Below are 22,734 nucleotides of genomic sequence, written 5' to 3'. Positions count from 1 at the left end.
TCTGTTGATGTTGCTATTGCCAGAATTTGGATATGTGGCGCTATTGCTGGCGGGTTGCGTGGGTGTGGCGACGGCGCTGCTGACATTTTCAGGTTATTATCGGCGCTGGTCTGGCACTTACCGACTGGCGCGTTGCTGGACGTTGGTGCTGTTTGGCCTTGTGCTGTTCGCGTTTATCGCGCTGACGCTGAGCGTGGTGCAGGATGATTTCTCCGTCAACTATGTCGCCCAGCATAGCCACCGCGATTTACCGCTGGGGCTAAAAATGGCGGCGGTCTGGGGCGGACATGAAGGGTCGTTGTTGCTGTGGCTGGTATGTCTGTGCGGCTGGAGCGCCGCGTTCGCCTGCCGTTATCGCAAGGCGACGAGCGATCTGTTTCCGCTCACGTTGGCGATACTCGCCGTGGTAGCGGCGGCGCTATTGGTGTTTATTGTCTTTTTTTCCGATCCCTTTGTGCGTCTCTTCCCGCCTGCGGTGGCGGGACGGGATCTCAATCCGATGCTGCAACACATTGGTCTTATTCTTCATCCGCCGTTGCTCTATCTCGGCTATGGCGGGTTAACCGTGGGCGCGGCACTGGCGTTAGCGGCGCTGATTCACGGTGAATTTACGGCGCCCGCCTGGCTTTGCTGGCGTTGGGCGTTGCCCGCCTGGAGCCTGTTAACGCTGGGGATCATCCTGGGGTCGTGGTGGGCCTATAACGAACTCGGTTGGGGAGGATGGTGGTTCTGGGATCCGGTAGAGAACGCCTCGCTGCTTCCGTGGTTAACGGCCACAGCCTTACTTCACAGCCTGTTCGTCACCCGCATGCGCGGCATCTTCCGCCATTGGTCGCTGATACTCGCGCTGCTGACGTGCATGTTATGTCTGCTGGGCACGCTGATTGTACGCTCCGGGATACTGGTTTCCGTCCATGCGTTCGCCCTTGATCATGACAGAGGCATGCCGTTGTTTCTGCTGTTTGCCGGTTTAAGCATGGCAGCGTTGGCGGTTTACGGCTGGCGCGCTCAGCTAATTCATCCTGCCGCCCGTTTCTCCGGCTGGTCGCGGGAAGTTGCCATCCTGCTGGCGTTGCTGTTTTTCAGCGCCGTCGCGCTGGTGGTGCTGATTGGCACTTTGTATCCGATGATTTATAGCCTGGCGGGTTGGGGAAGGCTCTCCGTGGGCGCGCCCTATTTTAACCTTGTGCTCTTGCCCTTCGGTGGCCTGATGCTGCTGCTCATCGGGATAGCAGCGGGTGGCGGCTGGAAACGCAGTGCGCGGTGGTCTGCCCGGCGTTTTGGCATGGCGCTGGCGATCGGCATCGTCACCGCGTTGATTTCATGGCCGTATGGCGTCGCCGTCGCGCTGGCTGCGCTTCTGGTCGGTTGGGTCATGGCCGCACAGTGGTTACAACCGCTGTCGGCGCTACGCCAGCAGCTTCCCGCACTGTTAGCGCATACGGGCGTGGCGTTGTTCGCTTTGGGGGTGGCGTTCTCTGCGGGCAGCAAACAGGAAATCAGCGCCAATGTGGGACAAGGAGAGCAGGTCGCGCTGGGTGACTATCATTTTCGATTTTTACAGCTTGATTTGGTGGCGGCGCAGAATTACACCGCGGAGCAGGCCATGATTGCGATTTATCGTGGCGACTCGCTGGTCGCTCACGTCGTGCCAGAGCGTCGTTATTACCACGCCCGCAAACAGCAGATGATCGAGCCGGGCGTAGCCTGGGGGCCGATCAGGGAATGGTATGCGGTGATGGGCGAGAAAACCGGCGAAAACCGCTATGCCATGCGTTTCTATGTGCAAACCGGCGTTCGCTGGATATGGGGCGGCGGCCTGTTGATGGTGGCGGGTGCACTGCTGGGGTGGTTTCGGGGGCGAAGGATCTATGGTTAAACATATGGCGTTGCTTCTCATGCTGCTGATTTTTTCCGCCTCGGCTCAGGTGGTGGATACCTGGGCGTTTACCAGCCCGTCGCAGCGTCAGGCCGCAATGGCGATCGCCGGGGAGTTACGCTGCCCGCAGTGCCAGAACCAGAGCCTGCTGGAATCGAATTCGCCCGTGGCGGTCAGCATGCGCCATGAGGTTTTTTCCATGGTGGAGCAGGGTAAAAGCAAGTCGGAAATTATCGCGTTTATGCATCAGCGTTACGGTGATTTTGTCCAGTACAACCCGCCGATGAACCGGCAAACCGGCATCCTTTGGCTCACGCCGCTGGTTTTGCTGTTAGCGATCGCGATGATTGCGTGGCGGGTGATACGACGCCACAACCGGGGATCGCGGCCATGAACCTGTTAAATGTTGCGTTTATCACTGTCGCCATTCTCGCACTGACCGCCTGTCTGCTATGGCCACTGTTGCCTCTGCGCAAAACGGAGGCGCAGGACACGCTACCGCGTTTAGCTGAGCGCATCTGGCAGTTTCAGTGTGAACAGGCAGTGAAGCACTTGTCTGAACATGAGGCCAGGATGTTGGGTCGCGAGCTGGCCCAGGATCTGCCGTTAACCCAATCCTCTTCCTCTGTGCCGCGCCCGATGCCCGTCGGCATCGTGGTGGTCACGATCATCGCTATCTTTTTGGGGAGCGCCACGTTCTATGCGCTGGGCCAGCGGGGTGTACTCGTTCAGGAGGAACGCCAGCGGCTTGCCGATCCGCTACACGATTTCAGTGTCGCGCAGCAGCAGGAAAAGCAGCTCGCCGCCTTGCAGGACAACATTCGCAAAACGCCGGGTAACAGCGTCCTGTGGGCCGAACTGGGGGAATATTATCTTTATCGCAACGCCTATGACCACGCGCTGCGTGCCTATCGGCAGGCGATTGCGTTGAAGGGCGACAGCGCTGAACTGTATTCGGCGTTGGCGACGGTGCTGTATTACCAGGCCGGTCAGGTTATCACGCCGCCCACGCAGGACATGCTCGATAAGGCGCTGGCGCTGGATGCCGATGAAGTGACGGCGCTGATGCTGCTGGCGTCCGACGCGTTTCTGAAGGCCGACTATGCACGTGCGATTACGCTTTGGCAGCGCTTGCTGGATACCTATAGCCCGCGGGTGAATCGCGTTCAACTGATCGAGGCGATCAACACGGCGACGCTGCTGAAGAATAGCCAGAAATAGTAGGCGATAAGTTTCGCTTTAACCGTCTCTTATACATCACTGCCGCAGTTTATGGCGGGTTTTGCTGTTATACGGCGTAAAAATTATGCAGCGGTGGGCTCGGATAGTGCTCATGAACACCGATGGCACCGCGCAGCGGCATAATTTAGCCGGAAGCCAGGGCTCGCAGGGCTACGGCGATTGAGTCGCCCTGCGTCGGGCGCGTGCTAAGCGGTAGCATAAAATGACGGTCTTGTAGCGCACGAAACGATCTCGGCGGCTGCATAAAAATATGCCCAATAGATTTCCGGTTTAGGCGTGTCGGCGTGGTTTTCGATACGACTCGATGATAGGGATAACCGGAATCACCGACTTTATTGATCTTAATAAAAGAGATTAACTCTTTATGGTTACGGCCCCCGAGAGGGGGGAGTAAGGGCAGCATGTTATTCTATACCCACTTATGAAGTAAGGAGTGGCTCCCCGATGTTAGAAGCGCGCGATGTGGTTTGTCTACGTGATGAGCATGTGCTGTTCAGCGCGTTGTCGTTTACGGCCAGTCCCGGAGAAATGGTGCAGATTGCCGGTGCTAACGGGGTGGGAAAAACTTCGCTGTTGCGCATTTTAAGCGGTTTAGCGACGCCCGAATCGGGGGAAGTTTGCTGGCAGGGACAACGAATTCACCGTATCCGTGAGCGTTTTAATCAGCAACTGCTGTGGCTAGGCCATCAGCCGGGCATCAAGAGTGTCCTGACCGGTGAAGAGAATCTGCGTTTTTTTTATCCGCAGCAGCGTCAGGAGGCGCGCTGGCAGGCGCTGGCGGCGGTCGGATTGTCGGGCTATGAGGACGTGCCGACGGCGCGTCTTTCGGCAGGCCAGCAGAGGCGCGTCGCGCTGGCGCGTTTATGGCTGACGGATGCGCCGCTCTGGATTTTGGATGAACCGCTAACCGCACTTGACGTGGCGGGCGTCGAAATGCTGACACAGCGCATGGAGCGCCATATTGCACACGAGGGCATCATTATTGTCACCACGCATCAGCCGTTGCGTCCCTTCGCTAAGGACATTCGCTGTCTTCATTTAACGCCAGGTGAGGAAACGCCATAATGCGGCGGCTGATTGCGCGGGAACTGCGCGTTGCGTTGCGTAATAGCGCGGAGATTCTCAACCCTCTGTGGTTCTTCCTGATTGTGCTTATCTTATTTCCTCTGGCTATTGGGCCGGAGCCACAGCTGTTGGCGCGCGTCGCGCCCGGTGTGGTATGGGTGGCGGCATTACTCGCTTCTTTATTGGCGATGGATCGCCTGTTCCGTGACGACTATCAGGATGGATCGCTGGAGCAACTGACGCTACTGCCTTTACCGTTACCGCTCGTGGTGCTGGCGAAGGTTGTGGTGCACTGGGTGGTCAGCGGGTTGCCGCTATTGCTGCTTTCACCGCTGGCGGCGCTTCTGTTTGGGCTGGATCGCCACGGCTGGTGGGTGATGGCATTAACGCTGCTGCTCTGTACGCCAACGCTCAGCTTTCTGGGCGCTATCGGCGCTGCGTTAACGGTTGGGCTGCGCCGCAGCGGCGTATTGTTAAGCCTTCTGGTCCTGCCCTTAACCATACCGCTATTGATTTTCGCCACGGCAGCAGTGGAAGCCGCGATGATGCAACTGCCGGTCGGCGGGTATCTGGCGATTCTCGGCGCCTTTCTGGCGGGCAGCGCTACCCTGAGCCCGTTCGCCACGGCGGCGGCGTTGCGGGTGAGCATACAATAATTTATCGATCTCAGGATCGCCTTTATCGTCCCGCAGGGATGAGTTTTACGCAGAGTGAGCACATGATTATGTTGAAAAAAAACGATCAGCTTACGCAACCGGAGCGTCTTTATGGGCGTTGCGGCAAGCTTGTCCCATGGTTTGCCCTGATAAGCGCCGCGTTGCTGATAGGCGGCTGCCTGTTAGGTTTTGGCTTTGCGCCTGCGGATTATCAGCAAGGGCAAGGGTATCGCATCATGTATCTGCACGTGCCTGCGGCCGTGTGGTCGATGGGCGTCTATGCCGTGATGGCGATGTTCGCGCTGGTCGGCATGATCCGGCAGTCAAAAACCGCGGAGCTTGCCGTGGCGGCGATGGCGCCGGTTGGCGCGGTGTTTACCTTTATCGCGCTGACCACCGGCTCCACCTGGGGTAAACCGATGTGGGGGACGTGGTGGGTCTGGGATGCGCGTCTGACGTCGGAGCTGGTGCTGCTGTTTCTCTACGTGGGTATCATCGCGCTCTATAACGCATTTGATGACCGCCGTCTGGCTGGTCGTGCGGCGGCGATTCTGGTACTGGTGGGGGTGGTGAATTTGCCCATTATCCATTTCTCCGTCGAGTGGTGGAATACCCTGCATCAGGCATCGACGAAAATGCAGAAAACCATCGATCCCGCCATGCGCCTGCCGCTGCGCATCATGATGCTGGGATTCATGAGCCTTTTCGTGACGTTGTCACTTATGCGGCTGCGAAATTTGATCCTGATGCAGCAGCGCCGGGCACCCTGGGTGGCAGCATTGGTCAATAAAGGAGGGGTAGCACGATGAACATCGCTTTCACCAGTTGGCAGGCATTCTTTGCGATGGGCGGTTATGCCTTTTACGTCTGGCTGGCCGTGGCGCTCACGCTGTTGCCGCTGGGCGCATTGATCGGCCATACCCTTTGGCGTCGGCGGACATTGCTGAACGACATTCGCCGTCAGCAGGCGCGCGAGCAACGCAAACGCGCGGCTCGCCAATCGGACTCGGTGGAGGTGACGCCATGAGTGCGCCGCGTAAAACTCGCCTCTATGCCATTCTGGCCGTCGTCTGTGGCGCGGTGTTGACCGTCGCGTTGACGCTGTATGCGTTGAGTTCAAATATCGACCTCTTTTACACGCCCAGCGAAATTCTTTACGGCAAGAACGAAACGCAGGAAAAACCGGCGATCGGGCAGCGCCTGCGCGTTGGCGGCATGGTGATGCCGGGCAGCGTGCGCCGCGACAGCCAAAGTCTGGCAGTCCGTTTCACCGTTTATGATGCGCAAGGATCGGTCGATGTGACCTACAACGGAATGCTGCCGGATCTGTTCCGTGAGGGACAAGGCGTTGTGGCGCAGGGCGTTCTGGATACCGACGATCATATTACGGCGAAAGAAGTGCTGGCCCGCCATGACGAAAATTACACGCCGCCAGAAATCAAAGCGGCGATGGAAGGAGAGCACGGGCATGCGCCGACGACGGCCAAAGAAGGTAATCCCTTATGATGCCTGAAGTCGGTAATTATCTGCTTTGTCTGGCGCTGGGCGTGGCGCTGTTGCTTAGCATATATCCGCTGTGGGGCGCGTCGCGTCAGGACACCCGTCTGATGGCGTTGGCTCGCCCTCTTGCCTGGGCGCTGTTCGCATGCATTCTTGCCGCCTTCCTCGTGTTGGTGCATGCGCTGGTGATCAATGATTTTACCGTCCTCTACGTGGCAAATAACTCGAACCGTGCGCTCCCGGTATGGTATCGCGTTGCGGCGGCGTGGGGTGCCCACGAAGGGTCGCTGCTGCTCTGGGTGCTGCTGATGAGCGGCTGGACTTTTGCCGTGGCGGTTTTCAGCCGCGGAATGTCGCTGGATGCGGTCGCCCGCGTGCTGGCGGTGATGGGGATGATCAATGTCGGTTTTTTGCTGTTCATCATTCTGACGTCGAATCCTTTTACACGCACGTTGCCGGAGTATCCGATTGACGGGCGCGATCTCAATCCGCTTTTGCAGGATGTTGGGCTCATCGTCCACCCTCCGCTGCTTTATATGGGTTACGTCGGGTTCTCCGTGGCGTTTGCGTTTGCGGTCGCCTCGCTGCTGGCTGAGCGACTGGACAGCGCGTGGGCTCGCTGGTCACGACCGTGGACACAGGCGGCCTGGTCATTCCTGACGTTGGGTATCGTACTCGGCTCGGGCTGGGCGTATTACGAGCTGGGCTGGGGCGGCTGGTGGTTCTGGGATCCGGTCGAGAACGCGTCATTGATGCCGTGGCTGGTGGGCACGGCATTGCTGCATTCGCTGTCGGTCACCGAAAAACGCGGCAGCTTTAAAGCCTGGACGGTGTTGCTGGCCATCGGCGCGTTCTCGCTCTGCCTGTTGGGGACGTTTCTGGTGCGTTCCGGCGTTCTGGTGTCGGTGCATGCATTCGCCTCCGATCCGGCGCGTGGCATGTTTATTCTCGCGTTTTTGGTCATTGTCATCGGCGGTTCGTTACTGCTGTTCGCCATCAAAGGCAACCGGGTGCGGGCGCGGGTAACGAATTCGCTCTGGTCGCGTGAAACCTTCCTGCTCGGCAATAACCTGATCCTGATGGCCGCTACGCTTGTCGTACTGCTGGGAACACTGCTGCCGCTGGTGCATAAACAGCTAGGTCTGGGCAGCATCTCGATTGGCGCACCATTTTTCAACACGATGTTTACCCTGTTAATGGCGCCTTTTGCCTTACTGTTGGGTGTAGGTCCGCTGGTTCGCTGGCGGCGCGACGAGCCGCAAAAGCTGCGTAAGCTGCTGCTGATGGCAATGGCGGTGACCGCCGCGCTGTCGCTGCTGCTCCCTTGGCTGCTACAGGATTCCCTTGTCGCCATGACGATAGTCGGCCTGTCGATGGCGCTTTGGGTCTTCTTCTTAACGTTGTACGACCTGCATGCCAATGCAACCCGACGTCATGGTCTGCTGCGCGGTTTGACCTCACTTTCCCTGAGCCAGTGGGGGATGGTGTGCGGGCATCTTGGGCTGGCGGTGACGGTGGTCGGGATCGCATTCAGCCAGAATTATAGCGTTGAGCGGGATGTGCGGATGCGGGCGGGGGACAGCATACAAATCCATGATTATCATTTTACGTTTCAAGGCGTGCGTGATGTGGTGGGGCCGAACTGGCACAGCGGCAAAGGAACGATTGAAGTCACGCGTCACGGCAAGCCGGAAGCGACGTTGAAAACGGAAAAGCGTTTTTACAACACCAGCGGGGCGATTATGACAGAAGCGGCCATTGATGCGGGCGTGACGCGCGATCTGTATGCCGCTTTGGGCGAGGAACTGGATGACGGAAGCTGGGCGGTACGGCTCTATTACAAACCCTTTATCCGCTGGATTTGGTACGGCGGCGGGCTGATGGCGTTAGGCGGCATCCTGTGCATGTTTGACCCGCGCTACCGCCTGCGCCGTGCCGTGAGAGAGGCATCATCATGAGTCGTAAGATATTGTTAATCCCGCTCGTTCTGTTTTTACTGCTGGCGACAGCGTTGCTGTGGCAACTGGTGCGCAACAGCGACGGCGACGATCCCATGCGGCTGGAGTCAGCCCTGATTGGCAAACCGATCCCAGCGTTCCGGCTGGAATCGCTGGAGCAGCCGGGAAAGATTTACAGCCAGTCTGAACTGCGCGATGGCAAACCGCTACTGCTGAACGTCTGGGCGACCTGGTGCCCGACATGCCGCGCGGAGCACCAATTTCTTAATACGCTGTCGACGCAGGGCGTTCGCGTTGTGGGCATGAATTATAAAGATGAGCGCCCCAAAGCGATCGAGTGGCTGAAGACGCTGGGCAACCCCTATGCGCTGAGTCTGTTTGATGGCGACGGCATGTTGGGACTGGATCTGGGCGTGTATGGCGCGCCGGAAACCTTTCTGATCGACGGACAGGGCATCATTCGCTATCGCCATGCGGGCGATCTCAATCTGCAAGTGTGGCGGGAAACGTTACAGCCGCTGTGGGAGAAATACAGCCGGGAGGACGGGGCGTGAAAGCGATCGTTTTTTTTATTGCTCTGTTGTTGTCGCTCGGCGCGTTGGCCGCCTCAGAGACATTACATTTTGACAATGACGCGCAGGAACAACAGTTTCGTGAGCTAACGATGCAGTTACGTTGCCCGAAATGCCAGAATAACAGCATCGCTGATTCCAATTCGATGATCGCCGCGGATATGCGGCAAAAAGTTTACGAACTGATGCAGCAGGGGCAGACGAAGCAGCAGGTTGTCGACTATATGGTGGATCGTTACGGTTACTTTGTGACGTATGAGCCGCCGATCACGCCTTTTACGATCCTGCTCTGGCTGCTGCCCGCGCTGTTTCTGGCGGCGGGCTGCGGGATGATTATTCGGCGCGCGCGCCGTACTAAGCGGGCCAGAGCGCCGATGAGCGAACAGGATAAAAAACGTTTGCGTCAATTGCTGGACAGCGAGGGGAAACCAAAATGATGTTACTGACGGTCATCATTGTTTTATCGCTTATTGCGCTTTCCACGCTGCTGCTGGTGCCGTGGTCGTCAGGGGAGGAATACGATCGGGACGCGATTAATCAGGCGCTGTATCGCGATCGGCTGCGTGAACTGAACGTGGATGTCGCCAATGAACAGGAACGAATCCCCATGGTGGAGGAACTTCAGCATACGCTCCTACAGGATATTCCTGTCGGTGCCAGAGCACAATCGCGTCCGCTGAGCCGCTGGATGTTGCTGCCGGGCGTGCTGTTGCTGGTGATTGTCAGCCTCGGCGTATTCTGGAAAACCTCAGCGGTTAATCGGGTGCAGGAATTACAGCAGGTTGTTGCGTTAACGCCGGACCTGATGAAGCGAGCGTTGGATCCGGATGCCGAACCGCTGACCATTGAAGAGGTGGCGCGTCTCGGTCTGGGGTTGCGCAGCCAACTAGAGGCGCAGCCAGACAATCCACAAGACTGGTGGATGCTGGGGCGCATTGCGGGCCTGCTGAATAATTATGACATGTCCTTGCAGGCGTTTGCCAAAGCATTCCAGCTCGACCCGAAAAATACGGATCTGGCGCTGGATTACGCCGACCTGCTGTCACGTTCCACCAACCCGCGTGATAGCCAACGCGGTGGCGAAATGCTGCGTGAACTGCTGAAGTCCGGCTCAACCAATGTGCGCGTACTGAGCCTGATGGCTTTCAATGCCTATGAAGCCCAGCGCTATCAGGAAGCGATTGACGCCTGGCAAGCGATGCTGAAACTGCTGCCGCAAAACGATACACGCCGCGCGGTCATTGAGCGCAGTATTGCGCAGGCGAAGGCGTCACTGTCGGTTCAGGCGGTCACGGGGAAATAAATCCTTTTTATCTTCACCATCAATAACAAAAGGGCGAGATATCGCCCTTTTGTTGTTTCTGTTATTTCTGTTTTTTTTTGTTATTACTGTGAAAGTTTCGTGCGCATTATCCAACGTTTTTTTCTGCAACCGTTGCAGTACGCGCCCGACGCCGCCCCGTGATCCCTGACTTGTTGCGGTAAGTCGCGCCGCTTCGCGGTGCCTTCGGCGTTCGTATCCGCTGTTCGGACCGCCTGCGACGCGTTCCATACGCGGCGCAGGCTTTCGCGGCGTCCATGCCGCTCATCCGGCGGCTACGCCCACCTCAGCGCGATTTTTTACGCGAGCTAATCCCATAAAATCAAAAGACTGAACTTCGTTCATTGTTATTTTGCGGCAGATGTTTCCGCTTGTGGTGAGGACGGCATACGCCGTCCCGTGAGTTACAAGGAGACGCGGGTTATAACCCGCTTTTGACGCCGTGCATGTCCGGCAGTTTGTGTGCGATGCCTTTGTGGCAATCGATACAGGTTTGACCGAGTTTTATCGCTTCGCTGTGTTTTTGCGCCGCGACCGTTTTTTGCCCTGAGAAGTCCATATAGTCAAAGTTGTGGCAGTTGCGGCATTCCTGAGAATTGTTATTTTTCATGCGCCGCCATTCGTTCTGCGCCATCGTTAGCCGGTGTGCTTCGAATTTTTGTGGCGTATCAATCGTGCCCATGATTTTGCCGTACAGCTCTTTACTGGCCTGAATTTTACGCACCATTTTCGGCACAAACTCGTGTGGAACATGGCAATCCGGGCAAGTGGCGCGCACGCCGCTGCGGTTGCTGTAGTGCGCGGTTTCCATATATTCCTGATATACGGTGTTGCGCATTTCATGGCAGCTGATGCAGAATGCCTCGCTATTGCTCATTTCCATACCTTTGTGGAAGGTGGCCAGAAAGAAAATGCCGCCGGCAAAACCGATGATAAGCAACGTGCCCAACGCCAGCCGGCTTGGACGACGCCACCATTGCCATAATTGCTGTAATCGTCCCGCTTTTCCAGGTTGTTTCATCGTAAACCTCACTGTCCAAAACCTTTAGAAGGGGTGAACGTGTTGCCGGTAATCGGGGCGGCGTCGGCTTGCGGCACGTGACATTGCAGGCAGAAATAGCGAGCGGGCGCCACGTTGCTCAGCACTTTGCCGTCTCTGTCGATAAAGTGGGTCGGGCTGACGCGGGGGGCGCTGGTGGAACGATAGTTCTCGACGCCGTGGCACTGTATGCAGCGGTTAAAGGTCGGCGTGACCTGATAGCCATCCACGCTATGGGGGATCATTGGCGGCTGGTTGACATAGTTGAGCGCCATACGCTCCTGCTGCTTCGGCATCCGGCTATTTCCCGGCTGCGTCGCGGAGACTTCCGGCGACTGGCTTAAATCGACCTGCGCAGTAGCCAACGCACTGCTCATTATCGCCAGGGCGGCGATCCAGCGAAACCATCCCGTTCTCAGGCTTTTCATGACTTTGCTCCCGATTTCCATCTAAGGGTTATTTTAAAAACGTCTTCAGCGCAGACATCTATACAGCGTCCGCATGTTATGCAGTCCCGGTCAGCGATCTGTACCGGACTGTGTTTATCCAGCAAGGGGGCGCGCAGTACCTGCGGCTCTGGACAGACGTGAAAGCAGTCCATACAGCGCGTGCAGCGTTCGCGCCCGGCGGCATCCACAACCAGCGCGCCTTTACCGCCAAGCGCGCCATACAGCGCGCCCGTCGGACACAGGTGCCCACACCAGCCGTGTTCCACGACCAGTAAATCAAACAGAAACAGCGCCAGCAGCAGCCAGATGCCTGCGCCAAACCCGAAAATCAGCCCGCGGCCTGTCAGCGAGACAGGGTTAACCCACTCCCACAGTAGTCCTCCCGTCAGCGCGCTTCCCGCCAGGATAAGCACCAACAGCAGATAACGCAGATTGCGAGGGAGCGTCGCCGAGGCGGTGATGCCGAACCGACGACGCAGCCAGGCGGCCAAATCGGTAAGCGGATTGACGGGGCAGACCCAGCTACAGAACAGACGCTTACCTGCCAGCGCATAGCTCAGGGTAATAATCAGCGCGCCAACCAGCGCGAGGGCGGCGGGCAGATGACCGCTGGCGAGACTTTGCAGAATCATCAGCGGATCGCTGAGCGGCACGGTGTCAAGCACGATGCTGGCGCTGTAGTTACCGCGCAGGATCCAAAACCCCAGCAGCGGCCCGCAGAGAAACAGGAGCAGCACCAAAGACTGGGTCAGACGGCGCATAACCAGCCAGCGGTGGCTGCGCCACCAGCCTTTTTTTATCCGGGCCTCTCGTCCGGCATCTTGCTTACGATTTGCCATCGCGCGCCTCCAGCCAATTGAAACGGTAGTGGTGCCCGAGTTCGCCTTTTGCCAGTGTGCGCGGCAAAACTTTGATCGCGGCCTGTTCCAGCACGCAGGCTTTTTCACATTTTCCGCAGCCGGTACAGGCATCGCTATGTACCGTCGGCAAAAAACGGGCGTGTTTTCCGGTTCGGGGATTGCGTTCTGGCTCCAGTGTGATGGCGCTATCGATGAGCGGACAGACGCGATAGCAGACATCGCAGCGTAGCCCCTGATAGCTCAGGCAGTTCTCCTGGTCGAGCAACACGGCTAATCCCATACGGGCGTCGTCAATCGCTTCCAGCGACTGTAAGGCGCCGCTGGGGCAGGCGGCGATGCAGGGAATGTCCTCGCACATTTCGCACGGAATATCGCGCGCGACGAAGTAAGGACTGCCGGCTGCGGGACCGGAAACCAGCGTCGCCAGCTTCAGCGTGTCATACGTGCAGGCCTGAACACATTGGCCACAACGTATGCAGGCACCGGAAAACGCCGCCTCCGACAGCGCGCCCGGCGGACGTAGCCGGACCGCGTCAGCCTGAGCCCGCCGCTGCTGCATGCCGAGTATCGTGACCGCGGCGGATAACCCCGCCACGGCGCGGACGGCGTCACGCAGAAAGCGGCGGCGAGCAGGAGGCGTATTTTCCGGGCGCGCCATGCGTTATACCTTCGCCAGCTTGACGGCACATTTCTTAAAATCCGTTTCTTTCGACAGCGGGTCGGTCGCATCCAGCGTCAGGACGTTGGTCATCTGCGCGGCGTCGAAGAACGGCATATACACCAGTCCCCGCGGCGGTTTATTGCGGCCACGCGTCTCAACCACGGAGACGATTTCACCACGGCGCGAAATGATGCGTACTTTCTCACCGCGTCGCAAATTGCGCGCTTTGGCATCCAGCGGGTGAATGAACAGCACAGCCTCGGGGAAGGCGCGATGCAGCTCTGGTACACGGCGCGTCATGCTGCCGGTGTGCCAGTGTTCCAGCACGCGACCGGTGGAGAACCAGAGATCGTACTCGTCGTCCGGCGCTTCTGCGGCGGGTTCATAAGGCAGCGCGAAAATCACCGCCTTACCATCGGGTTTGCCGTAAAAACGGTAGGCTTCACCCGCTTTTACGTAAGGATCGTGCCCTTCGCTGTAACGCCACTGCGTTTCCTTGCCGCCAACGACCGGCCAGCGTAGTCCACGCACCTGATGGTAATAGTCAAACGGCGCTAAATCGTGGCCGTGGCCGCGGCCGAACTCGGCGTACTCTTCAAACAGGCCTTTCTGCAAGTAAAAACCGAATTCACGGGATTCATCGTTCAACTGATTTTCCGCTAATTCGCTGAGCGGGAAACGCGTGGTGACATCATTAGCGAACAGTACGTCGTAGAGCGTCTTACCGCGGTAGGCCGGTTTCTGCGCCAATAACTCTTCCGGCCACACGTCCTCGACGGTGAAGCGCTTGGCAAAGCTCACGAGTTGCCACAGATCCGATTTTGCTTCGCCCGGCGCTTTCACCTGTTGACGCCAGAACTGCGTTCTGCGCTCGGCATTACCGTAGGCGCCCTCTTTTTCCACCCACATCGCGGTCGGCAAGATCAGATCGGCGGCCAGCGCGCTAACGGTCGGGTAGGGATCGGAAACAACGATGAAGTTACGCGGATCGCGCCAGCCGGGCATACGTTCCTGATTGATGTTCGGACCGGCCTGCATATTATTGTTACACATCACCCAATAGGCATTCAGCGTGCCGTCCTTCAACGCTCGATCTTGCGCTATGGCGTGCAGACCGATTTTTTCAGGGATGGTGCCTGCCGGTAACTGCCAGCGTTTTTCCGCTATCGCGCGGTGTTTTTCATTGGTCACCACCATATCCGCGGGCAGACGGTGGGCGAAAGTACCGACTTCACGCGCGGTACCGCAGGCAGAAGGCTGACCGGTTAACGAGAACGGCCCGCAGCCCGGTTGAGAAATTTTGCCCGTCAGCAGATGGATGTTATAAACCAGATTGTTTGCCCAGACGCCGCGGGTGTGCTGGTTAAAGCCCATCGTCCAATAAGAAATGACTTTTTTCTTCGGGTCGGCGTAGAGCTTCGCCAGCGCTTCTAACTGATCCGCCGGCACGCCGCTGATTTCGACCGTTTTTTCCAGCGTATATTCCGCAACAAAGGCTTTATAGTCTTCAAAACTCATGGGTTCAGACGCGTCGGAACCGGGGTTTTTCGCCGCTTTTTCCAACGGGTGTGTCGGACGTAGGCCATACCCGATGTCGGTCACGCCTTTGCGCAGGTTCACATGACGCTTCAGGAATGCTTCATTGACGGCGTTATTTTGAATAATGTAGTTGGCGATATAATTGAGGATGGCCAGATCGGTTTGCGGCGTAAAGACCATGCCGTTGTCTGCCAGCTCAAAGCTGCGGTGCTGATAGGTGGATAGCACGGCGACCGTGACGTTGCTGTCCGACAGACGGCGATCGGTAATGCGCGACCAGAGGATTGGGTGCATTTCCGCCATGTTGGAGCCCCACAGGACGAAGGCATCGGTCTGCTCTATGTCGTCGTAACAGCCCATGGGTTCATCCATACCGAAGGTACGCATGAAGCCCACGACCGCAGAGGCCATACAGTGGCGCGCGTTCGGGTCGATATTGTTGGAGCGAAAGCCCGCTTTGAACAATTTGGCGGCGGCATAACCTTCCCATACCGTCCATTGCCCGGAGCCGAACATCCCGACTGCCGTCGGGCCTTTCTCTTTCAGCGCGGCCTTGAATTTCTCCGCCATCACGTCGAAAGCTTTATCCCAGGAAATCGGGGTCAGTTCGCCTTCCTTGTCGAATTGGCCATTGCGCATACGCAGTAAAGGCTGAGTCAGTCGATCCTGTCCGTACATGATCTTTGGCAGAAAATAGCCTTTGATGCAGTTTAATCCCCGGTTCACCGGTGCGTCAGGATCGCCCTGACTGGCAACGATGCGACCGTTCTGTGTTCCCACCAGCACACCGCATCCCACGCCACAGAAGCGACAGGGGGCTTTATCCCAGTGGATGGCCTCTTGCTGGCCGACTACGGCGCGAACGGCGGTCGGTATGGTAATGCCTGCGACCGCGGCTGCCGCTGCGACAGCGTTAGCCTTCATAAAGTGTCGTCGACTGAGTTTCATGGTATTTCCTCACCCTGAGATTGGTCATCAAGCTGGTGATAAACCAGCGAAACCGCCAGTACGCCTGCAAGCTCGCGTATTGACGCTATTTGTTTTAACAGCGCGTCTTCTGAATCTGACTCCAGCACCACGGCCATTTTCCCGGTATTACTGTCGCTGGCGGCAACCTCCACGCCGGGCAGCGCCGCGAACGTTTCGGTTATGGCCGCCATGCGCTCCGTGTTCACGTGAACGACTAAACTGCAAACATGCCAAACTGTGCTCATTGGCTTTCCTGTCGTGCTGGAAGAGGGGGATGTGCCGCCGTGATTTTTTTCATCGTCATCGCCTCAACGGGACACCCGGCGATGCATGCCCCACAGGTGGTGCAGGCAGCGGTATCGATCGCGGGCGCGGCAACGCGTCCCGCAGTGGGTCGAAACCGGATGGCATCGGCTTCACAGCTGTCCTGACAGCTGCGACATTCCACCTGATGCTGTGCTAAACAGGTATCCTGTATCGTCAGGCGGTACGTCCACGGTACGGTATGGCGATCGGCAAATAGCGCCTGCGGGCAGGCGCTGGCGCAGCTGTAGCAAAACGTGCATTCGCCATGCTGAAAGTTAACGAAGGGAAATCCTCCCGAACCACGCTGGATAATTCCGGTTTCGCAGGCATTGACGCAGGCGTCGCAACGTGAACATTTCTCCAGGAAATAACTTTCCGTGCCGCTCCACGGTGGACGTAGCGTATTGTCGCCACGCAGCCGACCCGCGGTCAGCAGGGAACGACGAGAGAGGTTGGTTACGGCAGTGTGTTGCTCCGGCATCGGGTGAAATACTCAATAAAAACACGCTTTTTTTATAGGGATTACACTATTCCTCCCGGGGTGTATTCGATAATCACTCTTTAGGGGTAAATGATGGTGTAGGATCAAGCTTATGCAGGATTGCAGGCCTACCGGCTTGCCCGGACGCGTCGCGATAGTGATAGTGGCGCAGAAATCCCACTTACCCGTATGACGTCAAAGAGGGTTATTCGTCGTGATGGTCAAACGCCCTGTCTCAACCAGTCTTGCTCGTGCTTTTTTTTATATTGCGTTGCTCTCGTTCCTCACGACGGGCATTGCGCTGTTAACATTAGCCAGTGGGTTACGCGATGCGGAAGCGATCAACGTGGCCGGCTCCATGCGGATGCAAAGCTATCGTATGGGGTATGACCTACAGGGGCAGCGTGCGGAATTAGCGCAGCACCGGCGTCTCTATGCGCAAACGCTGGATTCGCCGGTTTTTCATCTGCTGGAACGGTGGTATGTGCCGCAGGACGTTCGTGAGCGCTATGCCGCGTTGTTACAGAGCTGGAAAACGATGGATGAGCGCCTGAATGCCGGGGATCAAGTGTGGTATCAGGACAATATTGTCCACTATGTCACGCAGATCGATCTCTTTGTTCTGGCGTTGCAACATTATTCCGAGCGCAAAATGATGATAGTTGTTGCGACATCAATAATAGGGTCGATCACTATCTATATACTGATCTTCTTTACGCTGCGCCGCATTCGTCGTCAGGTGGTCGTTCCGTTGAATAAACTGATGGCGGCCTGCGCATCGATCGAGAAAGGGCGTTTCACTCACGCGCGGCTGGATGTCAATCTGCCTAACGAATTGGGATTACTGGCGCAAACGTTCAGTAGCATGACTGACGAATTGCAAAAGCTTTATCGTTCTCTGGAAGACAAGGTACGGCAGAAAACGCTGCGCTTGCAGGAAGCGAACCGCATGCTGAAGGTACTGTATAACTGTTCGCAGGCGATGAATGTCAGCACGATTGATAGACACTGTTTCCAGCGGATTCTCCAGATCGTTCACCGCTATGAAACGGTTGGCTGTCTGGAAATGCGGGTAGGGGAAAACTGGCGGTTATGCGAAGGACAGCCGGACGAACATATCGCATGGCAGGCGTTGCCCATCCGTTTGCAAGAAGTGGAGTTTGGTCAGTTGTGCTGGCAGGCGTCAACGCAACAACCGTCGGCGCAACTGATGGAAAGCGTGGCGAATATGCTGGGTCGCGGCCTGTATTTTAATCAGGCCCAGAAACATTATCAGCAACTGCTGTTGATGGAAGAGCGCGCTACCATCGCGCGTGAGCTGCATGATTCATTGGCTCAGGTGCTTTCTTATCTGAATATCCAGATGGCGTTGTTAAAGCGCGCGGTAGCGCAAGAAAATGCCCAGGCCCGGCAGATCGTCACAGATTTTGAGCAGGCATTAAGCGATGCTTATCGTCAACTGCGCGAGCTGTTGAGCACGTTCCGGTTGACGTTGCAACAGGCCGATTTGCCAGCGGCAATGCAGGAAATGATTGAACCGCTGCGCGCGCAGACCCCGGCGAACATCACGGTAGATTGCCGGATCCCTACGCAGGCGTTGGATGCGCCACAGCAGGTTCATTTGCTGCAAATCATTCGTGAGGCGGTGCTGAACGCCATTAAACACGCGCAGGCGACGACGATTAGCGTCAACTGCCGTACACAGCCTGATGGCAGTCATTGTGTTGCAATCCGCGATGATGGCTGCGGCATTATGAATCAGGAGGAGCCGGCGGGGCACTATGGTTTAAACATTATGCAGGAGCGCGCCGAACGGTTAGGCGGAAAGTTGTCTATTCGTCGCCACCCCGAAGGCGGGACGCAGGTTAGCGTCCGTTTTGCGGCGCAGACGGCAGCGCGTGAACGCGACAATACCAACACGCTTTACCCTGAATCATTCGAGCGATACCCGTGAGGCTTGAAGCAGATCGGGGATAAACCATAAATAAAAATAATAAGATCCATATTACATTGGGGCAGGACATGTCAGAAAAACTATCTTATCGCGTGTTGATCGTCGACGATCATCCGCTTATGCGTCGGGGAATTCGTCAGTTGCTCGCCACTGACGCCACCTTTGACGTGATAGGGGAAGCCAGTAACGGCATGGAGGCGTTGAGTCTCGCGAACAGGGATTCTCCCGATATTATTTTGCTCGATCTCAATATGAAGGGATTGAGCGGTCTGGATACGCTTCACGCACTGCGGCGCGACGGGATTAGCGCCCGCGTGATTGTGCTGACGGTCTCCGATGCGCCCTGTGACATTTATACGTTGATGGATGCGGGGGCTGACGGTTACCTGCTTAAAGACAGCGCCCCGGAGCTGTTATTGGATGCGATTCGCAGCGACTCGGCTTTCAGCGAGCAAGTGCGGGAGGTGTTGCACCACCGTATTGCCATTCAGGATACGCCGTCGCCATTCGCCGCGTTGACGGAGCGTGAACTGGATGTGCTTCAGGAAGTGGCGGCGGGTCTGTCGAACAAGCAGATCGCCGCGGTACTGTATATTTCTGAAGAAACGGTCAAAGTGCATATCCGCAACATGCTGCGTAAACTGAACGTGCGTTCACGCGTTGCCGCCACCGTGCTCTATCTGGAAACCTACGGCCTGTCGTCCCGGTCATTGAAGACGTCATTGTGAATAGGGTTTTATTCTGTCAGTGTGTTCCTGCGCGTCGCGTTGGAACACGCGGGGAAGCGTGGCGGCTCAACGCGCGCCGCTGGCTCTCCGCGAAATCGCGCAACGGTCGGAATCTGTCATCACACTTATCTATATAGACAATAGACATTGGACGCATACAACGCTGCCGGATCCAACAGGGAAATCAATAAATTCACAGGAAGAGAAGAAAAGTCATTTCTTCTTTTAATGACGGGATAATGCCATAAAACAGGAAATTGGTACGACCGAGTGGACTCGAACCACCGACCCCCACCATGTCAAGGTGGTGCTCTAACCAACTGAGCTACGGTCGTACAGAAGATGACATTTCAATCGGTAACATTATGATTAGAATGTCTTTCTTTATTCCATTATCTGGAATGGGCGCTATTATGGACGGCTCCGGCGTCGCTGGCAAGCGCTTTGTTTATCATCCACTTTCAAGTGTTGAATGTTTAGCCTGATTTGTCGAATAAAGTGGTGGCGTAAGCAAAATAGGCCGCTGTTGCCGTTCATTTTTATGCCGCATTACGACCTCAGGCCGTTTGTGCAAAGACTTTACTCTCTGGCGGGGCAACGATATGGTGACGTTTTGCGCATCACCATCCTGACAAGGGACGACCTTTGTCGTGAAAAGGACTAACGGGACGACCCATATTCGATGTGAAAGGAGAACAGGATATGGCCTGGTTTCTATTAGTGCTTGCCGGTCTGTTTGAAATTATCTGGTCTTATAGTATGAAGCTGTCTGATGGGTTCACGAAAGTGGGCGCGTCAGTGGTGACGTGCATCGCTATGATTGTCAGCTTTGTGTTGCTCTCAATGGCGATGAAGTCTCTCCCGCTGGGAACGGCCTACACCATCTGGACGGGGATTGGCGCGGTGGGGGCGTTTATTGTCGGATTGCTCTTCCTCCATGAGCCAGCCAGTGCGACGAGAATCATTGCTGCACTGCTTATCGTTAGCGGTTTGATTCTGATGAAGCTGTCTTCATAACGTTCTTATCTCAAAGTGAATTGCGATACTGTAATCAAGGTAGATGATGATAGGTAACGCATGTATTTTAGCCATCTTTAATCAGCTTAATCTATCGCAGAAGTTAGCCGATACAATTATAAATCATAGGGACACTCTGTCACTATTTTGCCTAACAGAGAGGGAATAGTTTGAGGATAGCGTTGCCGTCAGGCCACGCTCTCGGAGAGCTGGCACACCTTCTTGCACAGCAATTAAGGCAATGCAATATAGTGGGAGAGAACGATGGACGAGAATAAAATTAAAACAGCCGGCAAATGTCCGGTTATGCACGGCGGAAATACTTCCGCTGGCACATCAAATGTTGACTGGTGGCCGAATGCCCTCAATCTCGACATTCTGCATCAGCATGATAGTAAGACCAACCCGATGGGCAACAATTTTAACTATCTCGATGCCCTCAAAACGCTCGATGTCGATGCTCTCAAAAAAGACCTGCATGCGCTGATGACCGACAGCCAGGAATGGTGGCCGGCAGACTGGGGCCATTACGGCGGCCTGATGATTCGTATGGCCTGGCATTCCGCCGGTACCTACCGCATCGCCGATGGTCGCGGCGGCGGCGGAACAGGCAATCAGCGTTTTGCCCCGCTTAACTCCTGGCCGGATAACGCCAGCCTCGACAAAGCGCGTCGCCTGCTGTGGCCAATCAAAAAGAAATACGGTAATAAAATCAGCTGGGCAGACCTGATTATTCTTGCCGGTACTATCGCGTATGAATCTATGGGGCTGAAATCCTTCGGCTTTGCTTTTGGGCGCGAAGACATTTGGCACCCGGAAAAAGATATCTATTGGGGCTCAGAAAAAGAGTGGCTGGCGAAAAGCGAAGGACGCTATGCCAGCGATGACCGCGCCTCGCTGGAAAATCCGCTGGCGGCGGTGCAGATGGGGCTGATTTATGTTAACCCGGAAGGGGTTGACGGTCATCCTGATCCGCTGCGCACCGCACAGGATATGCGCGTTACTTTTGCTCGCATGGCGATGAACGATGAGGAAACCGTTGCCCTGACGGCGGGCGGCCATACCGTGGGTAAAACCCACGGCAACGGCGATGCCAGCCTGTTGGGCGCCGCACCTGAAGGCGCGGATGTCGAAGAGCAAGGGCTGGGCTGGCGTAACCCTAAGGGGTCAGGCAAGGGGCGTTACACTGTCACGAGTGGATTGGAAGGCGCCTGGACGACGCATCCGACGCAATGGGATAACGGCTTTTTCCACATGCTGTTGAATCATGACTGGGAATTGAAAAAGAGCCCGGCAGGTGCGTGGCAGTGGGAGCCGGTCAGCATCAAAGAAGAAGACAAACCGGTCGATGTGGAAGACGCCTCTATTCGTTATAACCCGATGATGACCGACGCGGATATGGCGCTGAAAGTCGATCCGGAATATCGCAAAATCTCTGAACGATTCTATCGGGATCAGGCTTATTTCTCTGAAGTCTTTGCCCGTGCGTGGTTCAAACTGACCCACCGTGATATGGGGCCGAAAGCGCGTTACTTTGGTCCGGATGTCCCGCAGGAAGATTTACTGTGGCAGGATCCGGTTCCGGCTGGCCGCACCGATTATGATGTTAATGCCGTCAAAGCTCGTATCGCAGAAAGCGGCCTTTCTACTCGCGATCTGGTGGCGACGGCCTGGGACAGCGCTCGCACATTCCGCGCTTCCGACAAACGTGGCGGGGCTAACGGCGCGCGTATCCGTCTCGCACCGCAGAAAGACTGGGTAGGTAATGAACCTGAGCGTTTGGCCCACGTGCTGGCCGTTCTGGAGGATATCGCCGCCGCGACAGGCGCCAGTGTGGCAGATGTCATTGTACTGGGCGGGAGCGTAGGCATTGAACGTGCAGCCAAAGCAGCGGGTGTGGATGTGACTGTACCTTTTGCCCCCGGTCGTGGCGATACGACCGATGCCCTGACCGACGCGGCGTCTTTTGACGTTCTCGAACCGCTGCATGACGGCTACCGTAATTGGCTGAAGAAAGATTATGCAGTAAGTCCGGAAGAACTTATGCTCGATCGCACGCAGTTGATGGGGTTGACGGCGAATGAGATGACGGTGCTGGTTGGCGGGATGCGCGTGCTGGGAACGAACTACGGCGGTACAAAACACGGCGTATTTACCGATCGGGAAGGCGTCCTGACAAACGATTTTTTCGTGAATCTGACGGACATGAAATATACCTGGAAACCCTACCGTAAGGACCTGTATGAAATCCGCGATCGTAAAACGGGTGAAGTCAAATGGACGGCGACGCGTCTGGATCTGGTCTTTGGCTCCAATTCCATTCTGCGTTCTTACGCTGAGGTTTATGCGCAGGACGACAACAAAGAGAAGTTTGTGAATGACTTTGTTGCTGCCTGGGTGAAAGTCATGAATGCGGATCGTTTCGATCTGGCGGTGTAAGACGTAAGCCTTCCTTGCAGGATCGTTGCCGCGAGGGGACGCGCCCGCAACGGTGCGCTGTTGTGGGGTAACGTCTGATAACACAATGACGTGATTGAT

The 22,734-nt window shown here is 56.4% G+C and carries 23 protein-coding genes and 1 tRNA gene; 16 read left to right on the top strand and 8 right to left on the bottom strand.

Features of this window, described 5'->3' with window-relative positions:
* Positions 1-7 precede the first annotated feature (7 nt).
* The 12 genes from EDC54_RS10615 (at position 8) to ccmI (ending at position 10,175) form a co-directional block, all read left to right on the top strand.
* On the top strand, positions 8-1,879 hold the full coding sequence (locus EDC54_RS10615) for a heme lyase CcmF/NrfE family subunit (RefSeq protein WP_132455959.1): 1,872 nt from the start codon (positions 8-10) through the stop codon (positions 1,877-1,879).
* Positions 1,872-2,273 (top strand): heme lyase NrfEFG subunit NrfF, encoded by a 402-nt coding sequence (gene nrfF, locus EDC54_RS10610; protein WP_132455957.1) that lies wholly within the window; start codon positions 1,872-1,874, stop codon positions 2,271-2,273. The genes EDC54_RS10615 and nrfF overlap by 8 nt, the downstream gene beginning before the upstream one ends.
* On the top strand, positions 2,270-3,100 hold the full coding sequence (nrfG, locus tag EDC54_RS10605; protein ID WP_132455955.1) for a heme lyase NrfEFG subunit NrfG: 831 nt from the start codon (positions 2,270-2,272) through the stop codon (positions 3,098-3,100). Before nrfF ends, nrfG begins: the two co-directional genes overlap by 4 nt.
* 465 nt (positions 3,101-3,565) lie before the next feature.
* Complete coding sequence (gene ccmA, locus EDC54_RS10600; RefSeq protein WP_132455953.1) at positions 3,566-4,186, top strand: cytochrome c biogenesis heme-transporting ATPase CcmA; 621 nt, start codon at positions 3,566-3,568, stop codon at positions 4,184-4,186.
* A complete protein-coding gene (gene ccmB / locus EDC54_RS10595) occupies positions 4,186-4,842 on the top strand; it encodes a heme exporter protein CcmB (protein ID WP_132455952.1) in 657 nt (218 codons plus the stop codon). Before ccmA ends, ccmB begins: the two co-directional genes overlap by 1 nt.
* Positions 4,843-4,910: 68 nt before the next feature.
* Positions 4,911-5,651 (top strand): heme ABC transporter permease, encoded by a 741-nt coding sequence (locus EDC54_RS10590; protein WP_132456020.1) that lies wholly within the window; start codon positions 4,911-4,913, stop codon positions 5,649-5,651.
* Positions 5,648-5,869 (top strand): heme exporter protein CcmD, encoded by a 222-nt coding sequence (gene ccmD, locus EDC54_RS10585; RefSeq protein ID WP_132455950.1) that lies wholly within the window; start codon positions 5,648-5,650, stop codon positions 5,867-5,869. Before EDC54_RS10590 ends, ccmD begins: the two co-directional genes overlap by 4 nt.
* The gene (gene ccmE / locus EDC54_RS10580) at positions 5,866-6,348 is read left to right on the top strand and encodes a cytochrome c maturation protein CcmE (protein ID WP_132455948.1); all 483 of its coding nucleotides are present in this window, start codon (positions 5,866-5,868) and stop codon (positions 6,346-6,348) included. Before ccmD ends, ccmE begins: the two co-directional genes overlap by 4 nt.
* Entirely contained in the window at positions 6,345-8,300 is a 1,956-nt protein-coding gene (locus tag EDC54_RS10575) for a heme lyase CcmF/NrfE family subunit (RefSeq protein WP_132455946.1), read from the top strand. The genes ccmE and EDC54_RS10575 overlap by 4 nt, the downstream gene beginning before the upstream one ends.
* Positions 8,297-8,854, top strand: a complete 558-nt coding sequence (locus EDC54_RS10570; protein ID WP_132455944.1) for a DsbE family thiol:disulfide interchange protein — start codon at positions 8,297-8,299, stop codon at positions 8,852-8,854. Before EDC54_RS10575 ends, EDC54_RS10570 begins: the two co-directional genes overlap by 4 nt.
* Positions 8,821-9,309, top strand: coding sequence for a cytochrome c-type biogenesis protein (locus tag EDC54_RS10565; protein ID WP_380895549.1), 489 nt, complete (start codon positions 8,821-8,823; stop codon positions 9,307-9,309). The genes EDC54_RS10570 and EDC54_RS10565 overlap by 34 nt, the downstream gene beginning before the upstream one ends.
* Positions 9,306-10,175, top strand: a complete 870-nt coding sequence (gene ccmI / locus EDC54_RS10560) for a c-type cytochrome biogenesis protein CcmI (RefSeq protein WP_132455941.1) — start codon at positions 9,306-9,308, stop codon at positions 10,173-10,175. Before EDC54_RS10565 ends, ccmI begins: the two co-directional genes overlap by 4 nt.
* A gap of 439 nt (positions 10,176-10,614) precedes the next feature.
* Here ccmI and napC read toward each other — a convergent pair whose 3' ends face one another.
* From napC to napF, 7 genes are read right to left on the bottom strand one after another with little or no spacing between them, the layout of a single operon-like run.
* A complete protein-coding gene (napC, locus tag EDC54_RS10555; RefSeq protein ID WP_132455940.1) occupies positions 10,615-11,214 on the bottom strand; it encodes a cytochrome c-type protein NapC in 600 nt (199 codons plus the stop codon).
* 8 nt (positions 11,215-11,222) lie between these two features.
* Positions 11,223-11,660 carry a nitrate reductase cytochrome c-type subunit gene (gene napB, locus EDC54_RS10550; protein ID WP_132455938.1) on the bottom strand — a complete coding sequence of 146 codons (438 nt, stop codon included), beginning with the start codon at positions 11,658-11,660 and terminating at the stop codon, positions 11,223-11,225.
* A complete protein-coding gene (napH, locus tag EDC54_RS10545; protein ID WP_132455936.1) occupies positions 11,657-12,520 on the bottom strand; it encodes a quinol dehydrogenase ferredoxin subunit NapH in 864 nt (287 codons plus the stop codon). The genes napB and napH overlap by 4 nt, the downstream gene beginning before the upstream one ends.
* The gene (napG, locus tag EDC54_RS10540) at positions 12,507-13,199 is read right to left on the bottom strand and encodes a ferredoxin-type protein NapG (RefSeq protein ID WP_132455935.1); all 693 of its coding nucleotides are present in this window, start codon (positions 13,197-13,199) and stop codon (positions 12,507-12,509) included. Before napG ends, napH begins: the two co-directional genes overlap by 14 nt.
* A gap of 3 nt (positions 13,200-13,202) precedes the next feature.
* A complete protein-coding gene (gene napA / locus EDC54_RS10535) occupies positions 13,203-15,689 on the bottom strand; it encodes a nitrate reductase catalytic subunit NapA (protein ID WP_132455933.1) in 2,487 nt (828 codons plus the stop codon).
* Complete coding sequence (napD, locus tag EDC54_RS10530; protein ID WP_132455931.1) at positions 15,686-15,955, bottom strand: chaperone NapD; 270 nt, start codon at positions 15,953-15,955, stop codon at positions 15,686-15,688. Before napD ends, napA begins: the two co-directional genes overlap by 4 nt.
* The gene (napF, locus tag EDC54_RS10525) at positions 15,952-16,497 is read right to left on the bottom strand and encodes a ferredoxin-type protein NapF (protein ID WP_132455929.1); all 546 of its coding nucleotides are present in this window, start codon (positions 16,495-16,497) and stop codon (positions 15,952-15,954) included. The genes napD and napF overlap by 4 nt, the downstream gene beginning before the upstream one ends.
* Before the next feature lie 217 nt (positions 16,498-16,714).
* On the opposite strand from napF, the gene narQ reads away from it, so the two are divergent.
* Together narQ and narP are read left to right on the top strand one after the other, a co-directional pair.
* Positions 16,715-18,451, top strand: coding sequence for a nitrate/nitrite two-component system sensor histidine kinase NarQ (narQ, locus tag EDC54_RS10520; RefSeq protein WP_132455927.1), 1,737 nt, complete (start codon positions 16,715-16,717; stop codon positions 18,449-18,451).
* 68 nt (positions 18,452-18,519) lie between these two features.
* Positions 18,520-19,179, top strand: coding sequence for a nitrate/nitrite response regulator protein NarP (gene narP / locus EDC54_RS10515; RefSeq protein WP_132455925.1), 660 nt, complete (start codon positions 18,520-18,522; stop codon positions 19,177-19,179).
* A gap of 258 nt (positions 19,180-19,437) precedes the next feature.
* Here the strand turns inward: narP and EDC54_RS10510 are convergent.
* Positions 19,438-19,514 (bottom strand) — tRNA-Val (locus EDC54_RS10510).
* A gap of 367 nt (positions 19,515-19,881) precedes the next feature.
* Here EDC54_RS10510 and EDC54_RS10505 point away from each other — a divergent pair.
* Positions 19,882-20,196: a DMT family transporter gene (locus EDC54_RS10505; RefSeq protein ID WP_132455923.1), complete on the top strand. Its 315-nt coding sequence runs from the start codon at positions 19,882-19,884 to the stop codon at positions 20,194-20,196.
* 264 nt (positions 20,197-20,460) lie between these two features.
* Entirely contained in the window at positions 20,461-22,635 is a 2,175-nt protein-coding gene (gene katG / locus EDC54_RS10500; protein WP_132455921.1) for a catalase/peroxidase HPI, read from the top strand.
* Positions 22,636-22,734 lie beyond the last annotated feature (99 nt).

The sequence above is a fragment of the Samsonia erythrinae genome (assembly GCF_004342665.1).
Classification (GTDB): domain Bacteria; phylum Pseudomonadota; class Gammaproteobacteria; order Enterobacterales; family Enterobacteriaceae; genus Samsonia; species Samsonia erythrinae.
Note: the sequence above shows the minus strand (reverse complement) of the source record. Positions and strands in the feature narration are given on the sequence as shown.

Bases quoted from the DNA above. Each gene is read 5' to 3' on its own strand.
- nrfF (WP_132455957.1), top strand. From the start codon at position 1,872: ATGGTTAAACATATGGCGTTGCTTCTCATGCTGCTGATTTTTTCCGCC.
- napH (WP_132455936.1), bottom strand. From the start codon at position 12,520: ATGGCAAATCGTAAGCAAGATGCCGGACGAGAGGCCCGGATAAAAAAA.
- ccmI (WP_132455941.1), top strand. From the start codon at position 9,306: ATGATGTTACTGACGGTCATCATTGTTTTATCGCTTATTGCGCTTTCC.
- EDC54_RS10570 (WP_132455944.1), top strand. From the start codon at position 8,297: ATGAGTCGTAAGATATTGTTAATCCCGCTCGTTCTGTTTTTACTGCTG.
- napF (WP_132455929.1), bottom strand. From the start codon at position 16,497: ATGCCGGAGCAACACACTGCCGTAACCAACCTCTCTCGTCGTTCCCTG.
- nrfG (WP_132455955.1), top strand. From the start codon at position 2,270: ATGAACCTGTTAAATGTTGCGTTTATCACTGTCGCCATTCTCGCACTG.
- ccmA (WP_132455953.1), top strand. From the start codon at position 3,566: ATGTTAGAAGCGCGCGATGTGGTTTGTCTACGTGATGAGCATGTGCTG.
- ccmD (WP_132455950.1), top strand. From the start codon at position 5,648: ATGAACATCGCTTTCACCAGTTGGCAGGCATTCTTTGCGATGGGCGGT.
- narP (WP_132455925.1), top strand. From the start codon at position 18,520: ATGTCAGAAAAACTATCTTATCGCGTGTTGATCGTCGACGATCATCCG.
- ccmE (WP_132455948.1), top strand. From the start codon at position 5,866: ATGAGTGCGCCGCGTAAAACTCGCCTCTATGCCATTCTGGCCGTCGTC.
- katG (WP_132455921.1), top strand. From the start codon at position 20,461: ATGGACGAGAATAAAATTAAAACAGCCGGCAAATGTCCGGTTATGCAC.
- narQ (WP_132455927.1), top strand. From the start codon at position 16,715: ATGGTCAAACGCCCTGTCTCAACCAGTCTTGCTCGTGCTTTTTTTTAT.
- napG (WP_132455935.1), bottom strand. From the start codon at position 13,199: ATGGCGCGCCCGGAAAATACGCCTCCTGCTCGCCGCCGCTTTCTGCGT.
- EDC54_RS10575 (WP_132455946.1), top strand. From the start codon at position 6,345: ATGATGCCTGAAGTCGGTAATTATCTGCTTTGTCTGGCGCTGGGCGTG.
- EDC54_RS10590 (WP_132456020.1), top strand. From the start codon at position 4,911: ATGTTGAAAAAAAACGATCAGCTTACGCAACCGGAGCGTCTTTATGGG.
- napA (WP_132455933.1), bottom strand. From the start codon at position 15,689: ATGAAACTCAGTCGACGACACTTTATGAAGGCTAACGCTGTCGCAGCG.
- EDC54_RS10505 (WP_132455923.1), top strand. From the start codon at position 19,882: ATGGCCTGGTTTCTATTAGTGCTTGCCGGTCTGTTTGAAATTATCTGG.
- ccmB (WP_132455952.1), top strand. From the start codon at position 4,186: ATGCGGCGGCTGATTGCGCGGGAACTGCGCGTTGCGTTGCGTAATAGC.
- napD (WP_132455931.1), bottom strand. From the start codon at position 15,955: ATGAGCACAGTTTGGCATGTTTGCAGTTTAGTCGTTCACGTGAACACG.
- napB (WP_132455938.1), bottom strand. From the start codon at position 11,660: ATGAAAAGCCTGAGAACGGGATGGTTTCGCTGGATCGCCGCCCTGGCG.
- napC (WP_132455940.1), bottom strand. From the start codon at position 11,214: ATGAAACAACCTGGAAAAGCGGGACGATTACAGCAATTATGGCAATGG.
- EDC54_RS10615 (WP_132455959.1), top strand. From the start codon at position 8: ATGTTGCTATTGCCAGAATTTGGATATGTGGCGCTATTGCTGGCGGGT.